This is a genomic window from Pseudomonas sp. FP2309, assembly GCF_030687575.1.
Lineage (GTDB): Bacteria > Pseudomonadota > Gammaproteobacteria > Pseudomonadales > Pseudomonadaceae > Aquipseudomonas.
The window spans coordinates 2559676-2579166 of record NZ_CP117439.1 but is presented as its reverse complement, the minus strand read 5'-3'; the positions used below and the strand labels follow the sequence as shown (position 1 = coordinate 2579166).

16 protein-coding genes are annotated in these 19491 nt (G+C 60.1%); 11 read left to right on the top strand and 5 right to left on the bottom strand.

Annotation, left to right across the window (positions count from 1 at the left end):
• Positions 1–12: 12 nt before the first annotated feature.
• The gene (locus PSH59_RS11790; RefSeq protein ID WP_305395124.1) at positions 13–5157 is read left to right on the top strand and encodes a dermonecrotic toxin domain-containing protein; all 5145 of its coding nucleotides are present in this window, start codon (positions 13–15) and stop codon (positions 5155–5157) included.
• Positions 5158–5178: 21 nt separating this feature from the next.
• Here the strand turns inward: PSH59_RS11790 and PSH59_RS11785 are convergent, their stop codons facing one another.
• The gene (locus tag PSH59_RS11785) at positions 5179–5448 is read right to left on the bottom strand and encodes a PepSY domain-containing protein (RefSeq protein WP_248083736.1); all 270 of its coding nucleotides are present in this window, start codon (positions 5446–5448) and stop codon (positions 5179–5181) included.
• 154 nt (positions 5449–5602) lie between these two features.
• Between PSH59_RS11785 and PSH59_RS11780 the strand changes: the two genes are divergently transcribed.
• The 7 genes from PSH59_RS11780 (at position 5603) to PSH59_RS11750 (ending at position 11649) form a co-directional block, all read left to right on the top strand.
• On the top strand, positions 5603–6598 hold the full coding sequence (locus PSH59_RS11780; RefSeq protein WP_305395123.1) for a FecR family protein: 996 nt from the start codon (positions 5603–5605) through the stop codon (positions 6596–6598).
• A gap of 328 nt (positions 6599–6926) precedes the next feature.
• Positions 6927–7385, top strand: coding sequence for a hypothetical protein (locus tag PSH59_RS11775; protein ID WP_248083734.1), 459 nt, complete (start codon positions 6927–6929; stop codon positions 7383–7385).
• Entirely contained in the window at positions 7382–7930 is a 549-nt protein-coding gene (locus PSH59_RS11770; RefSeq protein ID WP_305395122.1) for an adhesin, read from the top strand. Before PSH59_RS11775 ends, PSH59_RS11770 begins: the two co-directional genes overlap by 4 nt.
• A 67-nt stretch (positions 7931–7997) precedes the next feature.
• Complete coding sequence (locus PSH59_RS11765) at positions 7998–8741, top strand: hypothetical protein (protein ID WP_248083732.1); 744 nt, start codon at positions 7998–8000, stop codon at positions 8739–8741.
• A gap of 61 nt (positions 8742–8802) precedes the next feature.
• Positions 8803–9483: a C39 family peptidase gene (locus PSH59_RS11760; RefSeq protein ID WP_248083731.1), complete on the top strand. Its 681-nt coding sequence runs from the start codon at positions 8803–8805 to the stop codon at positions 9481–9483.
• A 38-nt stretch (positions 9484–9521) separates the two neighbouring features.
• The gene (locus PSH59_RS11755) at positions 9522–10265 is read left to right on the top strand and encodes a hypothetical protein (RefSeq protein WP_248083730.1); all 744 of its coding nucleotides are present in this window, start codon (positions 9522–9524) and stop codon (positions 10263–10265) included.
• Between the two features lie 49 nt (positions 10266–10314).
• On the top strand, positions 10315–11649 hold the full coding sequence (locus tag PSH59_RS11750; RefSeq protein ID WP_305395121.1) for a hypothetical protein: 1335 nt from the start codon (positions 10315–10317) through the stop codon (positions 11647–11649).
• Between the two features lie 64 nt (positions 11650–11713).
• Here the strand turns inward: PSH59_RS11750 and PSH59_RS11745 are convergent, their stop codons facing one another.
• Complete coding sequence (locus PSH59_RS11745) at positions 11714–13036, bottom strand: sigma-54 dependent transcriptional regulator (protein ID WP_248083728.1); 1323 nt, start codon at positions 13034–13036, stop codon at positions 11714–11716.
• A gap of 344 nt (positions 13037–13380) precedes the next feature.
• Between PSH59_RS11745 and PSH59_RS11740 the strand changes: the two genes are divergently transcribed.
• Complete coding sequence (locus tag PSH59_RS11740) at positions 13381–13641, top strand: hypothetical protein (protein ID WP_248083727.1); 261 nt, start codon at positions 13381–13383, stop codon at positions 13639–13641.
• 56 nt (positions 13642–13697) lie between these two features.
• On the opposite strand, the gene PSH59_RS11735 is transcribed toward PSH59_RS11740, so the two are convergent.
• From PSH59_RS11735 to gnd, 3 genes are read right to left on the bottom strand one after another with little or no spacing between them, the layout of a single operon-like run.
• Positions 13698–14531, bottom strand: a complete 834-nt coding sequence (locus PSH59_RS11735) for an HAD family hydrolase (protein WP_305395120.1) — start codon at positions 14529–14531, stop codon at positions 13698–13700.
• Positions 14528–16051 carry a glucose-6-phosphate dehydrogenase gene (gene zwf / locus PSH59_RS11730; protein ID WP_248083725.1) on the bottom strand — a complete coding sequence of 508 codons (1524 nt, stop codon included), beginning with the start codon at positions 16049–16051 and terminating at the stop codon, positions 14528–14530. The genes PSH59_RS11735 and zwf overlap by 4 nt, the downstream gene beginning before the upstream one ends.
• On the bottom strand, positions 16048–17031 hold the full coding sequence (gene gnd, locus PSH59_RS11725) for a phosphogluconate dehydrogenase (NAD(+)-dependent, decarboxylating) (protein ID WP_305395119.1): 984 nt from the start codon (positions 17029–17031) through the stop codon (positions 16048–16050). Before gnd ends, zwf begins: the two co-directional genes overlap by 4 nt.
• A 286-nt stretch (positions 17032–17317) precedes the next feature.
• Between gnd and PSH59_RS11720 the strand changes: the two genes are divergently transcribed.
• Both PSH59_RS11720 and PSH59_RS11715 read left to right on the top strand, forming a co-directional pair.
• Positions 17318–17482: a DUF6026 family protein gene (locus PSH59_RS11720; protein WP_305395294.1), complete on the top strand. Its 165-nt coding sequence runs from the start codon at positions 17318–17320 to the stop codon at positions 17480–17482.
• A gap of 160 nt (positions 17483–17642) precedes the next feature.
• Positions 17643–19400, top strand: coding sequence for a phosphoethanolamine transferase CptA (locus PSH59_RS11715; RefSeq protein ID WP_248083723.1), 1758 nt, complete (start codon positions 17643–17645; stop codon positions 19398–19400).
• Positions 19401–19491 lie beyond the last annotated feature (91 nt).

Sequence of the window (19491 nt, the reverse complement as noted above, 5' to 3'; positions counted from 1 at the left end):
ATGGAGCGCGCCATGGCGAGCATCACCCCACCGTATTTTTTCGATGAGTTCCTGCACCCGCTCAAACGCAAGGAGCCCACCCCAAGAGAGCGCGCACTGGGGCTCACGCTCAAGGATCTCGAATGGCTGCACACCTTGTACTATGCCACCGACAGCGCCCGTCAGGACCGGGCCCTGCACGGGTACCCCATGCGGGTAGAACGCTTACTGGTCAACCCTGAGGGCAAACCCGCCGTGCCGCTGGCCGGCGCTTTCATGATGAGCCCAACGCCTGACGGCCAAAAGGCGGTGCTCTACACACCCGATGGCGGCCTGGAACTGTTCGACAGTCACGCCGCGCTGCTCAACGACGTGACGGAACGCCTGAAACAACCGGCCAAACGCAGCGACCTGCTGCACTGGGTGTCGATCATCGAGCGCGATGCGCTGTCCACAGCCGCGCCGCTGAGAGTCTCCACCGCCGCCATCCCCGGCGCGGTGATGGCGGACCAGGCGCAACTCATCGGCGCCGGCCAGCAGAAAAACGTGGCGGCGATGCTCAATGAGTTACGCAAGCTCCCCAGCCTGAACGGGATGCTTGACACCTTGCTGGCCATCATGGCCCGTTCCGACTTTCCAGGCCTGGACCCTCGCGACACGCAGGTGAATTACTTCACCGGTGCGCAGGTCGGCGATACCAGGCGCTGGGTGGCTTGCGAACCCTTGCGCGACGCGCTGCTCAGCTTCTATGTCAAGCATGCCTGGCCGGCAGGCCAAACCCACACGTTCACCAACCCGGCCTACGACACCGCGGGTCTGACCCAGGCGCAACGCGAACAAAACCTGCAACGCTGGAACAGCGTGGTTGAACAGACCAGCGGCATTCTGTCGAAACTGCTCAGTAGCCTGGTGCAGACCTACTGGAACGAAGACATGCAAAGCGGCCAGTCGCGCCTGCAATTTTTTGCCCAGGCCATGCGCGACAAGTTTCGCGCCGATCTGCTGTTCAAGCATCAGGACCGGGTCGTGACAGGCGATGAAAGCCAAAGCCTGCGAGCCGTGTTCCTGCCGGACCAGAACTCACGCAGCGCGTTGGCCGGCGCCCTGAGCGTCGAAAAAGTACGCGTCCAGGCACCGTTCCAGCACTACGTCGACCTGGCCAGTACCTTGATGATCGGCAATAGCCACGCCTACCTCTACACCCAATCCCGGGGTTTGCAGGTGCTCGAGGACTTTAAGGACCTCAACGATACCCTCCTGGCGATGCTCAAAACCGCCGGGCACGAAGACGAACTGCTCAACTGCCTCTCGCTGGAGGAGCGCGATGTATTGATAGGCATGGACGCGATACAGGTGACGGGGCAGCCGCTAAGCGGCGATATCTTCCAGGAAATGCTCGACGACATTGTCGCCAAGCAATTGGCCAACCTGGAACATGCGCTGGGGTTGTATCGGCGCAGCTCGGCCGGCATCGACCTGGCGGCGCTGCTCGACAGCGCCCTGGACGTGCGCGCGATGCTCGACAGTCGCCTGCTGGAGCACGAGACCGGCGGACGCTGGACCGTGCACCCAATAGCCAGCGGCGTCGGGCACCCCGCCACGGTGCAGGCGGAAAAAGCCAAGCTGCACGTGCAACGACTGCACACGGTGGAAGCGGCCCTCGCGCTGGAGCGCGGCACACACCCGCGCCTGCGTGGGCTGGTGGCGCATGCGCTGGATGCCGAACTGGCCAGAAGGCAATTGGCGCTTAAGGCCGATGAGGTCTATATCAACACCTACGCCAGCAAGGCCGAGGAACGCGAACAGCGCACACCGCAGACGTCCTTGAGCATGGTTGAGCACTTCATCGCCCGCCTGGCACGGCAAGCCGACGCACTGCTTGACGCGCCCCAGACCAAGTTCTACGGCCCGCGCAGTGAGGGCGCTGCGTTTGTGTTGCACAACCTGACCACCGAGACCTTTAACGCCGCAGTCGAGCAGGTGCTGGCCACGTTTGCGCAAAACACTCTGCGCAACCTGCCTCACGGGCTGCGTCACGATAACCAGACGCACCTGAGCCACGCTTTTTTGCAGGGTTTACGCGCAGAGATGGCGCTGAGGCGCCTGGACAAGAGCCTGCCTTCCCAGGCTGTCGCGCTGCTGGACAACGTGCTGCACGCCGACAGCATGACCCGACTGACCCGCCACGGCCTCGACGGTTTTATACCGGACGCATTCAGCCTGACCCTCACCCTCGGCGCGCAGCCCCTCCCCCAGCCGCTGGCCAATTGTTTTGTACTGACCGAACGCGGCGGCACAGACCCCAGCCATTCAGGCGCGGCGCTGCTGTGGACGCCCCGCCGGGGCTACGAAGCGTTCACCTCAATAGAGGCGTTGCGGGTGACACTGGCGCAACGCTTGCAAGACCCCTTGGCGCGACTGGCCCTGGTGGAGAACCTGGCGATCTCCAAACGGGTGCCCCATCAGCTTTATGCGCTTGGCCCGCTGCAACGTATCGACGAGCATCTGCTGCATGACCGCCAGCAGAGCTACAGCGAGTTCACCCGGGCCGAAATTGACCCTCTGTTCTCGATGGGACTGAGCGCCACGCGTTTTGAGGGCTGCATGGACCGCCTGATCCGTCGCGTCGCGCCTTCCAATGTGCCAAGGTCGATTGCCATCGCGCGTGCGCTAGTCAATCAGCAGGCGCTGCCCGCTTGGCTAGGCATGGCACCGCCCCAAGCGCAAATCCTGCACGCCGAGCTGCTCGAACAGTACCGCCTTAGCGCACCGGACGAGCGTGACTACCTGCACAGCATCACGCCGATACGCGCAGCCGTGGTCAGCGGCCTTTCGACCTTGCTCAATGCTCGCTTTCCCGGCGAGGTGATCAACCCGGACAACATCCTGATCCCCGGCCGTATCGACCTGGAGGGCAACACCCAAAGCCTGGCCGACTTCGCCCTTAGCCACCTGCCCGAGTTGCACGGCGACGCACTCCGACCACGCTCACGCACCACCCTCGCATTACCAGCGGCATTGGACGGCAACGCCATTGTTCAACTGGTTCGACAACTGGACCTGAGCAGCCTCTATCAACAGCAACTCACGGCCCGCCTCGCCGGCCAGAGCACCGATGCGCACGAACGCCGCCGCTTGTTCTGCCGACAATTGCCGTGGCAACTGCTGCAATACGCCCACCAACAACATCTCGAAGAACGGCTGTCCGCGTCAGCCTGGAGCTTTGTCAGGCAAGTCTTCGATATGCCCGACGCCCTGGCGCGCGCGGCCGTGCGCGGCACCCAGGCGATGATTCGCCCTCTGGAATTGGTCGCCACCCCCGGCGCAGCGCTGGCCAAGGCGCTGGGGTGCTACCTGATAGGTCCGACGGCTTCGGCTTCCGGGCCTCTTGTGCTGTTTGCGCCCTACAGCCCGCAACACCTGTTATGCGAATACGCCGATGAAAGTGCATTGCTCAATGAGTTCACCACGGCCGGCGCGCTGCAGGCGTGGGTATTGGGGCGACTGGCAGCACCGCAGCAGGCGACTTACCGCAACCTGCTCGGCCAGCACCGGCGTGCAGGCGCCTCGGAGATCCGCCTGGGCCGCTCGCCTATCTCGGGCAACCTGCTCAGCCAACTGTTTCAGGACAATCTCGGCATGCTGTCGCAGATGCTCACCTGCCAGTTTGAGCCTACGGGCGAGACGCAATGGGACGCCGTGACCCGCCTGTTCACCGAACACATCCCCAACAGTTTGCAGTTCATCGCCGGCAAACTCACCTATCCGCAAGTGGTGTGGCGCAGCTACAAGCTATTCCAGACCGCTGCCGAGGACTTGCAGCAACAACGCTGGCAACACGCCCTGAAGACCTTCGCCGGCGGTGTGGCTGAACTGGCCACGCTGCGCACCGAGCTGGACAGGCTACAGCCCCAGACTTCGCCACCGGAAGAACAGCCTTCCCTGGAACAATGGCTGCAAGCGCCGCCACCCGCTGCGCCGTCGCTGGAGGAGCTAACGTTGACCGCCCCGCAACGCACCCGACTGCAGGCGTTTGAATACCACGATGGTGCCTTGGAGAATCTACAGCACAGCGCACAGACCCACGTTTACCGGGACGCGACCACCCGCAGGTTCGTGCCAATGGCGGGCAAGGTGTACTCAGTCAGAAAAGCCGGGAACCATTGGCGCATGAGCCAGGGTGAGCAGCACGGCCCTTACGTGCAGCGCAATACTCAGGGCGAATGGGTGCTGGACCTGGACCGCCATCACCCGCGCTTCGGCAAAACCCTGAGTCGCTACGCCGGCAGGCGCAGTACCCGCGAGGCCGAACGGCAGGCGATGAATATCGAAGCGGTGGGCATGCGCGAAATAGCGGCGCTATCCAGCTGGAAAGCCCTGTGTATCGATGAAGCGCTCAACGTTGCGACGTATTACACCGTGACCTGCAAACGCAACCTGCTGCATTTTGCCGCGCAGCGCAGGCGCGACAGCCGACTTGGGCGGTTCTTCAGTGAATTGTTCGGTGTCGTGACGCTGACGCCCGAGCAAGTGCACCGTATCGAGCGGCGCGTCGACGAGGTGCTCAACGAATTGACCAACCACACCCTGATCGGGCCCGACTCCATGCGCTTTGTCTGCGGCACCCATCGCCAAAGTCCGCAAAACACCTTTGCCTTTATCCTGTCGGACGATGCAGCACAAAAGATCTACCTGCTCGACCGCTTCTTCGACCCGCACATGGACGTGTATCAGAACCGGCTGAACACGCCGTTCAACCTCTCGGCCCACGCACGGGCAACCGTGCTGATCCATGAGATAACCCATCTCAAATCCGCCACCGAGGATTTGGCGTATCTGGACAGCATGCGCCCGTTTGCAGACCTGATTAACGTCAATATAAGGGGTGCACGCATGATGAAAACCGACCTGGCTGACCTGCGTGAAAACGCGCTGTCGCTGTCGACGCCCGTGAGCCTGTTGTTCAAGACGTGGGACGCCTTTACCCAGGAGTGGGACGACTTCGCCAAACCGCTCAAGGATAAGGTGCTCAGTACCACCGGCACGCGCAACCTGGAGGACGCGCGTGCGGTGTTCATGAGCAACAGCGACAAGCGCATAGACACCATCCTGGCCAACGCCGATTCAGTGACCTACATGATCAGTCAATTGGGGCGAGAACTGGATGCGGGAGCCTGAACAGGCTCCCGGCGCGGCAAATCAGTCTTTCTGGTCACGCAGGACATTGCCGGAAGCACCGTCAATGCGCGCTTCGTAGACGGTGCCATCGGATTTACGGCCTTTGACTTCCCAGTAGCCGTTGTCGTCGGCTTCGGCCGCGTAGACTTCGATATAGCCGGCCTTGGTTTTGGCCACTTCAATGGCTTTTTCGATGGTGATCCAACCGGCACCCGGCTTGTCGGCCAAGGCAGCGCCGGCGCTGAGCAAAGCGGAGGTTGCACACAGGGCGACTAAGGTTTTCTTCAGCATATTCATTCTCCATTGTGGGAAATCACGAACGCTTGTTCCGAGTTTTTTAGGTGCAGGCAAACGAGAATAAGTTCCAATTGATATGCAATCGCCATGATGGCTGTTCTCGCCGTCCACCTGTGGGGGTTAGAATGCGCGAAATCAGGATGAGTTAATGAGCGAAAAGTCCCTTTCAGAAGCCGAATATGACGCCATCACCGACGCCGCAGCGCATTGGTGCATGCGCCTGCACGCTGGGGACTGCACGTCTGCCGAGCGCTTGGCTTTTGAGCAATGGCACGATTCGCACCCGCTGCACGCCTTTGAATACGCGGCCATGCTGGAAATCTGGGACGTCGCCGACCATCTGCCGCGCGATGAGCGCGATGCGGTTGTCGTGTCGTTCAAGCCGCGTAATCGGCTGCGCACCTACGCCGTCGCCGCGGCGATCTGCCTGGTGGCGTTGCCCCTGGCCGCCTTTACCGGCTGGGAAGCGGGCTGGCTGCCGGACAGCTATGAACGATTCGAAGCCACCAGCGGCTTGCGCCAAGTCACGTTGGGCGATGGCAGCCAGGTGGAACTCAACCTGGGCACCGAGCTGGTCTACAGCAACTACAAGGACCAGCGCCGGGTCACGCTGAAAAAAGGCGAAGCGTTTTTCAAGGTCAGCCATGACCGCACACACCCGTTCATCGTGCACGCCGGCGAAGGCCGTGTGCGGGTGACGGGCACGCAGTTCAACATATGGAAGTACGGCGATCAGGTGCGGGTGATGTTGCTCGAAGGCTCGGTGCAAATTGCCAGCGATCAAGCCCACGGCAGCGTGCCGCTGACCCCCGGCATGCAGGCCAGTTATCAACCCGGTGACACCACCCCGCGCGTCAAAGCGATCAATCCCGATGACACCGCGCTGGCCTGGCGCCAGGGCAAGTTGATCCTCGACAACCTGGCCCTGGCCGATGCGCTGCCGTTGATCAACCGTTACCTGAACAAGCCGGCGATGCTGGCGGACGCCAACACCGGGACCATTCGCATCGGCGGCATCTACAACATCACCGAGGTCAACAACCTCATTCCCTCTCTGCCCAAGGTTTTGCCGATCTACTTGACTCAGAACCAGGAAGGCAACCCGGTACTCAACGCCATCCCCCGCCAAACCCCAAAAGGCTGAGCCCTGGGCGCAGACATGGGCGTTCCTGCGCCTGCAGTGTCCATTTTTGAAACACCTTGCTGCTCTGAAGCGCCCGGCCGGCGCGGATTCACAGTTTTGTCATGCGCGCTGTTTCATCGTTGATACAGTCAGGTGAATCGTTTCGGATGTGGCCTGGGCATGCACGCCTCACTGGCAAGTGTCTCATCGGTGAAACACCGCTGGCGGCACTTTGCCCCCAATTTTCTACAACCAGTTGAATAATAAGAATAAATAAAAAGCGGCACGGCTTCTGCTCTATCCCTTACAGCGCTGTTTAGGGTCAGCGCGAAGACTAAGGAATGCCGCCGTGATCACACTCACTCAAGGTTCGATGAACGTACTGCTGATCAGCTGTGTACTCAGCGTCGGCGTCAGCGCTCCGAGCTTTGCCGATGACGGTGTGATTGTCACAGGCCGCAACGTACAAGCTCACATGTACGGCCGCGCCGCTTTCGGTAAAGACCCCTACCCCAGCACTGCCAACGTCAATCCCAGTCGCGACATCCAAGGTGTCACCGGCGAGCTGAGTGATCGGGACATCGGCGGTGTCAGCAGCGGATCGAGCATCGTACGGGCCATTTCGGCCAACACCAGCATGCCCGGCGTACATGCCACTCAAGGCAGCGTATCGACACTGGGAGCCGGAACGACAGCCGGTCACGGCAGCGGCAGCATGGGCAGCATGGGCGGGCAGATCAGCGATTCGATCGGACGCGGCATGGCGCCCCTGAACAATATCGGCAGCATGATGGGGGGCAAACAATGAACCGGTCCCTGCTCATCCTCGCCCTGCTGGCAGGCACGCCGGCCTTTGCCGACGACAGCGCCGTGATCACCAACAGTGGCACCCAGTTCGGCGGTGTGCTGTCGATCAACCAGGCAGCCGGCAACAGAAACCAAACATCCAACAGCCGTTCCATCGCCGTGGGTGGCCAGGCCACCAACCTCAACAGCCAGCGTATGGACGGCAACGTCGACCCGTCCCTGAACGCCAAGGCGGCGATCCAGGGCCACGCTTTTACCAGCGGCAACGGTGTACTGGGCATTAACCAGTCGGCCGGGGCCAATAACCAATCAATCAATGCCGTGCGGATCAGCATCAACCCTGGCCCGCAAAGCATCGATGACAGCGTCTTGTTGCAACAGAACACGACGCAGTTGACCGACTCAGGGCTCACCCCCACCACTGGCAGCCGCCTTGTCGTGACAAGCGACCAGGCCTTCACAGGCAGCCGAGGAGTGATTCAGGTGAACCAGAGTGCCGGGGTGGGGAACCGAGTGGCTAACACCCTTGGCATCACTATCAAGTAGACGCTTGGTAGTACGCGCTGGACCGTACCAACACTTAACCAACTAATTAGAAGCAAGGAGAAACACCATGAAACCTCAAATGGCTCTGAAACCACTGGTTTTCGCTCTCGCCGCACTCATGGCTGCCGCCGCTCAAGCCGGTAGCTGGCACCCAACGCCACAACCGAGCGGCACCATTGCGGCTGTAGTGACCGATGTACAAAACAGCGCGATCAACAAGTTCGACGACACCAACACCGAAAACAACGCCTCGGCCGATGGCTCGGTAAACGGCAACAGCGGTAACGTTGGCGTCAACACCCAGGCCGGCAGTGGCAACCAGGCAGATAACTCCGCCGCCATCTCCAGCGCCAAAGGCGATGCCGCCACCGTATTCGGTGTGGTCGACGTGAACCAGAACAGCGGCCTGAGCAGCTTCGTCAACAAAGGCACGCAAAACAACGCTTCGCTGGACAACTCGGTTAACGGTAACTCCGGCAACCTGGGTTACAACGGCCAGGCCGGTCAAGGCAACCAAGGCAAAAACAACCTGGCGATCGTGACTGCTGACGGCAAAAACATCGCTGCAGCCGCCAACACCGAGCAAAACTCCCTCGGCAACAGCTACCTCAACGCTGCGGCCACCAGCCACGGTTTTGGCTATGGCAGCAAAGCTCAATACGTGTCCAACAACTCCAGCCTCGACAACTCGGTTAACCGCAACTCCGGCAACGTGGGTGTGAACCTGCAATCGGGTTCGGGCAACCAAGGCAGCAACAGCCTGTCGATCGGTCAAGGTTGCACCGTCTGCGCCAGCGGCGTGCGCTTCTGATCCAACGGGGCCTTGGCGACAAGGCCCTTTTTTATTCCAGTGTCCAACAGGTCATTCGATCATGCGCCTCGTGACCCTCGCCCTCCTGATCTCACTCACCGGCCCTACGTGGGCAGGCACGATGGCGGTCTCCGCCATGCCTGGCGGTGCAGTGATTTTCAAGAAGGTCGAGAGCATCCGTGAGCGCCGGTTCGCCAACCTGGTGGAACAGAAAACCGATTTCAGCTGCGGTGCCGCGGCACTCGCCACCATCCTGCGTCAGGCCTATTGGCTGGACGTCGACGAAGATCACATCATCAAAGGCATGCTGGTCACCGCCGACCAGAACCTGGTACGCACCCAGGGTTTTTCCATGCTGGACATGAAGCGCTACCTCGAAAGCATCGGCATGCGTGCCCGGGGCTACAAAATCACGCCAGACACACTGGTGACCGTGAAGATCCCCGTGGTGGTCCTGCTGGAAATTCGTGGCTACAAGCACTTCGTGGTGCTGCAGCGCAGCGATAAAGACTGGGTCTATATCGGCGACCCGGTACTGGGCCACAAGCGCTATTCGCATGATGATTTCGTCAAGGGCTGGAATGGCATCGTCTTCGCTGTGTTGGGTGAAGGTTACGACAAGACCAATGTCTTGCTTGACCCACCTGCCCCGCTGACCGCCAAGAACCAGTTGAATGAGTTCAGGCCCGTAGGCGATGCCGAGCTGATGGATTTCGGTTTCATCCAGAGCGACTTCTTTTAAGAAGCGCAATAAGGGGCAGGACGCTCCAGGAGCAGAAGATGAACACTTCCCGTTGGCTGACGGTCATGTGTCTGGCAGCCTCAATGCCCGCTTATGCTTCATCGGCGTTCAAACCCATTGAGCTTAAGGATTCAGACATGGCTGAGCTGCGTGGCCGGTATGTCATGCCCGGACGCATTATCAGCTTCGGCATTGTCATGAGCAGCACCTGGACCAACGCCGTGGGCGACACCATCACCGGCAAGGCCAGCATGCAGGTCAACGCGTCGACGATCACCCCGCAATTCTATGTGCAGACCACTGGCGCGACCGGCAATGGCACTAACCCCAACACCGGCAGCGGCACGGTCACCGGTGGCGCCGGTTTGGGCAGCGGCCAGGGTGTAACGCAAAGCGTGCGCACCGCCGGCGATGGCAACACCGCCTACAACAATGTCGGGATCACCGTCGAGAACGGTTTTGCGCCCTCCAATATCGTGCAATCAGGCCAAGTACTGGTGGCCGGCGGCACCGTTACCGGGGACAGCGCAGCAGGCCGTGTGAGCGTATCGGCCAACAACGGCGGCGTGCAGATGGCGATCCAGGCCAACCATAACCAAGGCAACAGCCTGCAACAGATCGGGGGCGGGAATGTGCTGCAAGGCACTGTTTTGACGGGTAACACCAACTTCGTCAACAACATGACCCAACTCAACGTGGTAATGAACAATAACGGTTTGAATAACGGCGCATTGAACTGCAACTTGGATCAACTCAAAGGCCTACGCACCCTCGGTTATTGAACTACGCTGACCCTCGACACTTACGCATTAGAAAAGGACGGCTTATTTCATGCATCGATCGTTATCGCTACGTGCGGTGATCTGTTTAAGTACGCTCTTGCCCGCATCCGTTCTGTATGCCGCGCCAGATGCCGATATCGAAACCCTCAAGCGGGAACTCCTGGAGCTCAAACAGCGTTACGAGGTGCAGCAAAAAGCCCTGGCCGTATTGGAACAACGTGTGCGTCAGGTCGAAGACCAGCCGGCGACACCTGCGCCGAGGCGCCTGGCCAAATCCCCGGCGGACTTTCAGAAAGGCGGTGGCGCCACCGTTGCAGGCACCGGCGCGGCCGCGGCATCGGGCGGCGCGGCCGCGGCATCGGGCGGCGCGGGCGGCGCGGGCGGTGGCGGCAGCTCGTATGGTCAGTCCCTCAAGGACGATTCGGCTCCTGCGCAAAGTGTGAGCAACCTCTATAACGAAGCCAGCGGCTTTTTCGGCAATGGCAAGTTCAGCTTTGAAACCGGCGTGACCTACGCCCGTTACGACGCGCGCCAATTGACCCTCAACGGCTTTCTGGCGCTGGACTCGATTTTCCTCGGCAACATCAACCTGGACCGGATCAAGTCCGATAACTGGACCCTGGACCTCACCGGCCGCTACAACCTCGACAACCGCTGGCAGTTCGACGTGAACGTGCCGGTGGTCTATCGCGATTCCACCTACCAGTCGGCCGGCGCCGGCAACAATGGCACCGCGACGTCGGAACAGTCGGTCACCCGCGACCCGACCATTGGCGACGTCAACTTCGGCGTGGCCTACAAGTTCCTCGACGAAACCCCGACCCTGCCCGATGCCGTAGTCTCGGTGAGGGTCAAGGCGCCAACCGGCAAAGAACCCTTTGGTATCAAGCTGATCAATACCCCCGGCAACGACAACCTGTTCGTACCGGAGAGCCTGCCGACGGGTAATGGCGTGTGGTCGGTCACGCCGGGGATTTCCCTGGTCAAAACCTTCGACCCTGCGGTGTTGTTTGGTTCGCTGTCCTACACCCACAACTTTGAAGATTCATTCGATGACATCAGCAGTGACGTCAACCAGAAAGTCGGCGGCAAGGTCAGCCTTGGCGACAGCTTCCAGTTCGGCGTCGGCGTAGCCTTCGCGCTCAACGAGAAGATGAGCATGTCGTTCTCGGTGTCCGACCTGGTGCAACGCAAGAGCAGGCTCAAACCCAATGGCGGCGACTGGCAATCGGTGGTGTCCAGCGATGCCAACGCCGGCTACTTCAACGTGGGGATGACCATTGCGGCGTCGGATAACCTGACCATCGTGCCGAACCTGGCGATTGGCATGACCGACGATGCGCCGGACTTTACCTTCAGCCTCAAATTCCCTTACTACTTCTGACGTCCGCACAAGGAAAAGCCCCGTAACGATAAGGGTCGTTGCGGGGCTTTTCGGTTTACCCGCCCTAGCGGATCTGGTGTTTGTGCAGCAACCGGTAGAACGTGGGCCGGGAAATCCCCAGCACGCGGGCCGCGACACTTAAATTGTCGCTGTGCCGATTGAGCACATCGCACAGCGCCTGACGCTCGGCACGGTGCTTGTAGTCTTCCAGTGTAGACATCGCGGGTGAAATTGCCCGCTCGCCTTGCAGCCCCAGATCAACGGCCTCTATCTGCCGCCCTTCGGCGAGCACCAGGCCGCGGCGCACGCGGTTGGCCAGCTCGCGTACATTGCCTGGCCACGGGTGTTGACCCATGGCAACCAGCGCGTCCTCGCTGAAACTGCGGGGTCGGCGGCCGGTTTCCTGACTGTAGAAACGTGAAAAATGGTTGGCCAGCATCGCCACGTCGCCATGACGCTCGCGCAACGGTGCGGTGACCACTTGCAGCACATTGAGGCGGTAGTACAAGTCCTCGCGGAAACTGCCTTTGGCCACAGCCGCCTCGAGGTCAACGTGGGTGGCCGCCAGCACGCGCACGTCCACCGGAATAGGCTGGCTGCCGCCCACCCGTTCAACCTGCTTCTCCTGGAGAAAACGCAGCAGGTTGGCTTGCAGCTCCATCGGCAAATCGCCGATCTCATCAAGAAACAGCGTGCCGCCATGGGCCGCCTCGATGCGTCCGACCTTGCGTTGATGGGCACCGGTAAACGCCCCCTTTTCATGGCCGAACAGTTCGGATTGGATCAGGTGCTCAGGGATCGCTCCGCAGTTGATCGCCACAAAGGGCTTGGCGTGGCGTTGGGACTGACGGTGCAGGGTTTTGGCCACCAGCTCTTTGCCGGTGCCGCTGTCGCCACGGATCAACACGGGGGACTCGGTGGGGGCCAGCTTGGACAACAATTTGCGCAGCTCACGAATGGGTCGGCTCTCGCCCAGCAGTTCATGCCCTTCGTCCACGGGGGTGTGGCCTTTGGCACGCAACCGCGCCATGCCGAACGCGCGGCCCAGGGTGACTTGCACCCGCGCCACGTCGAACGGCAGGGTATGGAAATCAAAAAACCATTCGCAGACGAAGTCGCCGACGTTTTGCAGGCGCAGCACATCCTGGCTGAGCACGGCGATCCACTCGGTGCCGCTGCGGGCAATCAGTTCCTTGACCGCTTCGGGTCGCTCCAAGTGATACGGCTGCAAGCGCAGCAGGCCGATATCGCAGGAGCGATCGCCCACCGCGTCCAATGCGCAGCTGTCCACCGCCCAACCGGCCGTGCGTAAACCGGGCAATAGCCCATGGCAATCGTCGCAGGGGTCGACCACGAGCAAACGGCGTTGGACAGGAGCCACACCCATGACTATTCCTTGGCGTCAAAGATAAGTAAAACCATTTAGAAACAAAGGCTTGTAATGCCCGAAAGCAACACTAGCAAGTTATTGACGTTACCCTTGTACCGATTGGCTATAAGAGCGGGCAAAAAGCCATCTCTGCGCACTTGCAGCAATAAAGTGTCCGACCGTCAATACGTTCATTCAGCTTTCAAAACAGCCGCTTACATGATGTTAATCACGAAAAGTTAAAAAATGTTGCTCTAGCATGTGACCCGTACCCCGCCATCGTGCATCAGTACAAGTAACCCACCGCACGGTCAGCCCAACCGCCGGTATTCACTTGAATGGGCATTTAGAGAGAGACCCACATGAACGCCCCGCTCCGCATCAACGAAGCTCTTTTGATCGCAGACCGTGCTTTCCAGCCCTTTCAGTGCGTGGCCTGGCACGATGGCAACGGCGCCCTCAGCCTGAGCGTCATCGACCGCACAAATACCCGCATCGGCAGCAAATACCTGTCGTCGACCACTTACAGCGACCCGGCGCAATTGGAAGACTTGCTGTTGCAGGCGCGCGCCGAGCTCGATAAAGATGGCTACCAATTGCAATCGTGGGCAATGCCTAAGTAAGTCACCGCTAACTTGCGGTCACTGTAGAACGGTGATCGCAAGTTAGGCCGTAGAACTTAAAGCGTTGATCGGGGTGCAAGAATAAATCGTTCAATCGCCTGCGCAGCGCCATCTTCGACATTGCTGCCGGTGACCACGTTGGCCTGGCGCTTGACAACCTCTTCGGCCTGCCCCATGGCAATCGACAACCCGGCCACGTGAAACATCGCCGGGTCATTGCCGCCGTCACCGATCGCTGCGGTCTGCTCCAGCGGCACGCCAAGGTGAGCCGCCAGCGTTCTCAGCGCATCCCCCTTGTTGGCCAGCATGGCCGTCACATCCAGATAAACCGGTTGCGAACGCGACACCTGGGCCAGGCCTTGCACTTTGGGTTGCAAACGCGCTTCCAGTTCCACCAGCAATGGCGCGTTGAGACTGGCAGCGACGATCTTGTCGATACGATCCAGGTACGGCTCAAAACTCTCCACCACCACCGGACCATAGCCCAGGCCGGCCGCTTCGCGCGGCTCCATCGGGCCCGGCACGTCGCGGCGCAGCCAGTCTCCGTCGGCAAACACCCACACTTCCACCTCTGCTACGCCCGAAAACAACGCCAGCGCGACCAGCGCCGCCTCGGCCGGCAAATGGTGGGCAACCAGGATGCTGCCGTCCGGATTGATCAACGTGCCGCCATTGAAGCCTGCCACCGGGATATCAATGCCAAACGCTTCAACCATATGCAACATGGCTTTGGGCGGCCGGCCGCTGGCCAGGCTGAAGAACACGCCCATCTCGCGCAGCGCGCGAACCGTGTCGATCGTGCGCTGGCTCGGCAAGTGATCGGGGTGCAACAACGTGCCGTCCATGTCACTGAGTACAAATCGGATGGGATGGATCGGTGCGTCACTCATCCGAGGGAGTGCCACGTGCGGCCATCGCGAGCCAGCAATGCATCCGCCGCTGCCGGACCATCTTCACCGGCCTTGTACGCCTGGATTCCGTCGTCCTGCTTCCACGCATCCAGGAAGGGCTGCACCGCACGCCAGCCGTTCTCAATGTTGTCGGCGCGCTGGAACAAGGTCTGGTCCCCGGTCATGCAGTCGTAGATCAGGGTTTCGTACCCGGTCGACGGTTGCATTTCGAAGAAGTCCTTATAGGCGAACCCTAACTGGATATTGGCCATGTCCAGGGTCGGCCCGGGCTTTTTGGCCAACAGGTCGAACCACATGCCTTCATTGGGTTGAATCTGGATTTTCAGGTAGGTGGGCTTGACCTCATCGACCTCGGTGTCGCGAAACTGCGCATAGGGCGCCGGTTTGAAGCAGATCACGATTTCGGTGTCACGCACGCTCATGCGCTTGCCGGTGCGCAGGTAAAACGGCACGCCGACCCAGCGCCAGTTGTCGATCATCACCTTGAGCGCGACGAACGTCTCGGTGCTGCTGTCGGGCGCGACGTTGGCTTCTTCGCGGTAACCGGGCACCGGCTTGCCGCCGATCTCACCGCCGGTGTACTGACCGCGCACCGAGTTGGCCCGCGCATCTTCCAGCGACCAGGGACGCACCGCGCCAATCACCTTGGCTTTTTCCCCGCGTACCGCGTCGGCGCCAAACGCCGCCGGTGGTTCCATGGCCACCATCGCCAGCAACTGGAACAGGTGATTGGGCACCATGTCCCGCAGGGTGCCGGTTTTTTCGAAGAAATTGCCCCGGGTTTCCACGCCGACGGTTTCGGCGGCGGTGATTTGCACATGGTCGATGTAATGGTTGTTCCAGAACGCCTCGAACAGCACGTTGGAGAAACGGCTGATCAAGATGTTCTGCACCGTTTCCTTACCCAGGTAATGGTCGATGCGATAGATCTGCTTCTCGCTCATCACCTTGAGCAGGCAGGCGTTCAACGCTTCGGCGGTGGCAAGGTCCGAACCAAACGGCTTTTCGATCACCACGCGGCGGAAACTGTCATCGGTTTCGTTCAGCAGGCCGGCACTGCCCAGGCGCTGCACCACGTCACTGAAGAAGCGCGGCGCGGTGGCCAGGTAGAACACCGCATTGCCGGTGCCGCTGTCGGCGATCTTCTGACCGATGTCGGCATAGGTGCTGTCGTCAAGGAAGTCACCTTCGACGTAGCTGATCCCTTTGGCCAGTTGTGCCCACAACGCAGGATCAAGGGCGTTATCAGCGTTGCCCTTGACCTTGCTGGCGGCCTCGGTGCGGATAAAGTCCTCGAGCTTCTTGGCGAAGTCGGCATCGCTGATGGCATTGTGATCCACCCCGACAATACGCAGGCCATCGCCCAGCAAACCATCACGACTGAGGTTGTACAGCGCCGGCATGAGCAGGCGCTTGACCAGGTCGCCATGGGCGCCGAACAGAAACAAGGTAGTGGGCGGAGCAGGTTCGGCCTTGAGTTTCTTGCCGTTGGCGGTCATTTTTTGGAGGTCTCCACGTGACCGCCAAAGCCGAAGCGCATGGCAGACAGCATCTTGTCACCGTAGGTGCTCTGCTGGCGCGAGCGGAAACGCGCGAACAACGACGTGGACAACACCGGCACCGGCACCGCCTGTTCCATGGCGGCTTCGATGGTCCAGCGCCCTTCGCCGCTGTCCGCGACGGAACCGGAGTAGCCATCGAGTTTCGGGTCGGTGGCCAGGGCATCGGCGGTCAGGTCCAGCAGCCAGGACGACACCACGCTGCCGCGACGCCAGACTTCGGCGATGTCCGCCACGTTCAGGTCAAAACGCTGGTCTTGCGGCAGGTTGTCCGAGTTCTTGGTCTTGAGGATGTCAAAGCCTTCGGCAAACGCCTGCATCATGCCGTACTCGATGCCGTTATGGATCATCTTGACGAAGTGCCCGGCGCCCGCTGGGCCGGCGTGAATGTAGCCCTGTTCGGCACGTTTATCGGCGCTGGCGGAACGGTCCTTGGTGCGCGGAATATTGCCCAGCCCCGGCGCCAGGCTGGCGAAGATCGGGTCGAGGTGCTGCACGGTCTCGGTGTCGCCACCGATCATCATGCAATAACCACGTTCCAGGCCCCATACGCCGCCGGATGTGCCGACATCAACGTAGTGCAGGCCCTTTTCGGCCAACGCCTTGCCACGTCGAACGTCGTCCTTATAGTTGGTGTTGCCGCCGTCGATGATCACGTCACCGTCTTCCAGCAGCTCGCTCAGTTCATTGATGGTGTTTTCGGTCGGGTCGCCTGCTGGCAACATCACCCACACGGCGCGAGGCTTTTGCAGGCCGGCAACCAGTGCTTTCAAGTCGCCAACGCCGGTGGCGCCCTCCTCGCTCAACCCTTTGACAAACGCTTCGTTACGGTCGTAAACAACGGTGGAATGCCCATTGAGCATCAGGCGCCGTGCAATATTCCCGCCCATGCGGCCTAGTCCGATAATCCCCAGTTGCATGTGCTGATGCTCCTAACTACAAAAAAATGTGTGACATAGTTTATAGCGCAATGAGGCTAATGAGGGTTAGTCAGGGGCTGATCCGGGTAGTTTCATGACAAAAAAGTTGCCATCGTTTCACCATCACGGCAGCGAAAGTCACACGACCGTTAAAAATAAAAAAGTTCCATTGCTGTAAAAAAGAATTCAGAATTGCTTCCGACTGTTGCCGAGAACCTCGACTCAAGCGTTCTGGCACACCGCGACACACCGGCTATTTGCGAGGTAAGCAATGAGCACTGCACAGATGACCCGTCCGCCACAGACCCTCTACGTTTCTATCCGTCGCGATGAGTTGCGCCAGTTGAAAGACGAACGCGATCACCTGCAGCAGGAAGTCATGCGCCTGCGCGCTCATATCATCCAAGCCCAGTTGGACCAGCCTGCTGGTCTACAGCCAGCGCTCTGCTAAGCCTCGCCTTCACTTTGTAAGATTACGCCTACAAAAATCTCACAAAGTTTTCACACGCCATTCACGATACTCCCGCCCCCACGGGCCACCCGACATAAGGGTGGCCTACGTTGCGTGCAGCCTGCGCAACGACTGAAAAATCACCGGGTTGGAGCGCTGGATGGCGATGTTCGAACGCAGCACTAAGTCTGCGAAAGGCTTTGATTGGGCCGGTCTTGGCTGGCTATTCCTGTTTTTCTGGTACTTCTCGGGGATTACCCAGCTGCTGATCCAAATCAGCGGCACGTCCGGCTTCAGTGGTTTTCGCCAAGCGTTCTTCATGAGCGCCCTGTGGCTCGCCCCGCTGCTGATCTTCCCACGCCGGACACGCCTGCTTGCGGCGCTGATCGGTGTAGTGCTTTGGGCATGTTCCATGGCCAGCCTGGGTTACTTCTTCATTTACCAGCAGGAATTTTCCCAAAGCGTCATCTTCATCATGTTCGAGTCGAACATCTCCGAAGCTGGTGAATACGCCACCCAGTACTTCGCCTGGTGGATCGTGCTGGCCTTTATTGCCCACACCGCCGTGGCGATTTTCCTGTGGACCCGCGTGCGCCCGGTGTACCTGCCTCGCGGCCAGGCGCTGGTGGCGGCAACGGCAATTATCGTGGGCATCATCGGTTACCCGCTGGTCAAGCAAATCGCCCGCAGCGACACCATGGAAGACGCCCTCGACCGCTTTGAGTCGCGCATCGAACCCGCCGTGCCGTGGCAGATGATCGTCGCCTACCGCCGCTACACCGAGCAGTTGGACAACATGCAAGGCATGCTCGACAGCGCCAGCCAGATCGCGCCCCTGACAAACCTCAAGGACACCATGGCCGGGCAACCCTCGACCCTGGTGCTGGTGATCGGCGAGTCGACCAACCGCCAGCGCATGAGTCTCTATGGCTACCCGCGCAACACCACGCCCGAACTGGACAAGCTACGCGACCAACTGGCGGTGTTCGACAACGTCATCACCCCACGTCCCTACACCATCGAAGCGCTGCAACAGGTGCTGACGTTCGCCGATGAGGAGAACCCGGATCTGTACCTGAAAACGCCGTCGATTGTCAGCGTGATGAAGCAGGCCGGCTACAAAACCTACTGGATCACCAACCAGCAAACCATGACCAAGCGCAACACCATGCTCACGACCTTTTCCGAACAGGCCGACGAGCAGGTGTACCTCAACAACAACCGCAACCAGAACGCCCGCCAATATGACGGCGACGTGCTCGAACCGTTTGCCAAGGCCCTGGCCGATCCGGCTGAGCGCAAGTTCATCGTGGTGCACTTGCTCGGCACGCACATGAGCTACCAGTACCGCTACCCGCCGACCTTCGACACATTCACCGACCGCCAAGGCGTTCCGGCCGGCATCAGCGACGATCAGTTGCCCACCTACAACAGCTACGACAATGCCGTGCTGTACAACGACTTCGTGGTGTCGAGTCTGATCAAGGACTACGCCAAGACCGACCCCAACGGCTTCCTGCTGTACTTGTCCGACCACGGCGAAGACGTGTTCGACTCAGCCGGTCATGCCACGCTGGGGCGTAACGAAGGCAAGCCGACGGCGCCGATGTACACGATTCCCTTCATGGCCTACGCCTCGCCCAAATGGCGCGAAACCCACGACTGGAAATTTGCCGCCGACCTGCAACGCCCTTACAGCAGCTCGCAGTTGATTCACACCTGGGCCGATTTGGCCGGGCTGAGCTTCAATGAGCTGGACCGTAGTAAAAGCGTGGTGAGCGACAGTTTCCAGCCACGCCCCTTGCTGATCGGCAACCCGTACCTGCGCGAGCAAAAAGCGCTGATCGACTTCAGCCTGATCAAGCCGAAGAAGGCGAGCCCGACGGATGTGGTGCTGCAGGAAGTACCCGCTCCGTAACACAAAGCAAACAAGCGCTCTGATTTAAACCAGCGCGCTTTCCAACAGATATATACGCGTTAAAACCATGCGTGCATGGCTAGCAGAATAG